The sequence below is a fragment of the Pedobacter sp. genome (assembly GCF_035566355.1).
Lineage (GTDB): Bacteria > Bacteroidota > Bacteroidia > Sphingobacteriales > Sphingobacteriaceae > Pedobacter.
The window spans coordinates 1-2616 of sequence record NZ_DATMRL010000246.1; the positions used below are offsets into that span (position 1 = coordinate 1).

At 43.5% G+C, this 2616-nt stretch carries 2 protein-coding genes; both read left to right on the forward strand.

Annotated elements, in window-relative coordinates; all coding sequences use genetic code 11:
• A partial coding sequence (locus VNZ46_RS09470) for an alpha-L-fucosidase (protein ID WP_325559887.1) occupies window positions 1–1793 on the forward strand: 1793 nt, incomplete at its 5' end.
• A gap of 114 nt (window positions 1794–1907) precedes the next feature.
• Window positions 1908–2616 (forward strand): alpha-L-fucosidase (locus VNZ46_RS09475; protein WP_414693479.1); only part of this gene is annotated, 709 nt, incomplete at its 3' end.

Here is a 2616-nt window from a genome sequence, read left to right on the forward strand (position 1 = left end):
ATAAAGATATGTTCAATAAGGCGCAAGCCAGGGACCAGTCTGAGATAGACCGCGCAGTGAATGGTTGGTGGAAAACTTCTATGGAAACTCATGATCAGCGGATCAAATGGTGGAGGGAGGCTAAATTTGGCATGTTTATCCACTGGGGCGTCTATTCTGAAGCGGGTGGCGTATGGAAAGGGAAAACAGTGAACGGATATTCTGAGCATTTGATGCGTAAAGAAAAAGTGTCGAGGGCAGCTTATCTGGATCTGGCGCATACCTTTAATCCGGTTCAGTTCAATGCTGAAAAATGGGTTCTGGCTGCCAAGAATGCCGGAATGAACTACATGATCATCACAGCAAAACACCATGATGGGTTTGCAATGTATCCTTCGACAGTTTCCGAGTTTGATCTGGCCCATCAGACCCCATTTAAAAGAGATCCAATGGCCGAACTGGCGGCAGCAGCAAAAAAGCATGGAATGAAATTTGGTTTTTATTATTCACATGCCTTTGACTGGGAAGATCCTAATGCACCTGGCAATGATTGGGAATACCACAATCCAGGGGGAGATCAGTTGATTGGTGGTGCAAATTGGTTCGATCAACATCCGGAATGGTTGCCTAAGGCGGTTAAATATGTTAATGAAAAGGCGATTCCTCAGATTCAGGAACTGATCCGTAAATATCATCCGGATATCTTGTGGTTTGATACACCACATAAACTTCCTTTTTCAGAAAATCTCCGCATTTTGGAGGCCATTAGAAAAGCGGATCCAAATGTTGTCGTGAACGGAAGGCTGGCCAGGAATGGGAATACGAATTTTGGAGATTATAAAAATACGGGCGACAGGCCGGCGGAATTTGCACCTGTAACCGGAGATTGGGAGGCGATTCCAACCACTAATGAGTCATATGGTTATTCCCGGAATGACCATAGCCATAAGCCTGTAGGTTTCTTTGTGCGGTTACTGGCCAATGCCGTTTCCAGAGGAGGGAATTTATTGCTGAATATTGGCCCTATGGGTAATGGTAAATTTGATCAGAAAGATTCGGAAATACTGGCTGGTATTGCACGCTGGAACAAACAAAATGGAGAAAGTATCTATAAGGCTGGTCAAACTTCTTTACCACTGCAAAGCTGGGGGGTAACCACGCTGGCAAAAGACAAAGTATATCTACATGTGTTCAACTGGCCATTGAATGGGAAAATTGTTTTGGGTGGGCTGGAAAGTGCAGTTGGAGAACCCTATTTTCTCGCTGATGCTTCCAGAAAGACATTGAAAATGGTACATAAAGGTGGCACAGTAGAATTGGAAGTGCCGAAGGTAATGCCGGATACGCTAAATACAGTGATTGTGCTGCCCCTGAAAGGAGCCTTAAAAACAGATCCGGTTAGGCTTGTCGCTTCTGAAGGTATGGAAACCAGGCTCCTGGCTTTTGATGCTGAACTGATTGGAAAAGGCTTTGGTTTTGGAGATGGTAAAACCAATAGGTATTATATCACTGGTTGGAAAAAACCAGAACAACAAGTGCGCTGGACATTTAAAACCAATGCGGAAGCCAGTTATAAAGTCAGGATCAAATACATTCCAGAAAATGATCATCCGGTGAGGTATGCTTTACTTGTGGATGATACCAACCTAGTTAAGACTACCGCTGCACCCGGAAAAAGTATGGAGCCGGCTACAGAATCAATTGGCACAATAAAATTGGCAGCAGGGCTTCATCATCTGAGTCTGAAGGCATTGGATAGTTCTGCAACAGAGGTGATGAAGCTGTTGGAGATAGACCTGATCCCTGTGCCTTAATGCCGGGATAGTTGAATGATTGGCTAATGATTGGTCGCTTAGACCCGACTTTAGTAATAATTTTATAGAGAATATAGCTTCATTACCATTAAAAAACAAAATAATATTTCAATGATGAAAAGAATAAGTTCCTTGTTACTGTTGTTTCTGATGTTTAATCAGGCGTCTTTTGCGCAGACAAAACTCTCTAAAGATGAAAGAATGAAGTGGTGGCGGGAGGCCCGTTTTGGAATGTTTATCCATTGGGGTGTTTACGCACAATGGGCAGGTGTATACCATGGTCATGAGCAGACCCGTGGCGGGGCAGAGTGGATTATGAACCGCTCGAAGATTCCGGTAGCGGAGTATCAGGCGAAAGCCAAAGAATTTAATCCAACGCAGTATGATGCAGATCTTTGGGTTAAAATGGCTAAGGATGCTGGTATGAAATATATTGTGATTACGGCAAAACATCACGATGGCTTTGCTTTATTCAAGTCAAATGCCAGTAAATGGAATATTGCTGATGCTACACCTTATGGTAAAGATGTACTGAAGCCTTTAGCCGCAGCATGTAAAAAGTATGGTGTTAAATTGGGGTTTTACTATTCTCATGCGCAGGACTGGAATAATCCTGGTGGGTCTGCTGCAAGAAAAGAAATGCGTGAAGGTTGGGCGAACCCGGATTCCACAAAGATTGATGCCTATACCTTGGCACATAAAGGACACTGGGATCCTGCGCAGGAAACGGCAACTTTTGATCAGTATATTGATCGTGTTGCTGTGCCGCAGGTAAAAGAGATTTTAAGTAATTATGGGGATATTGCTGTTTTATGGTGGGATA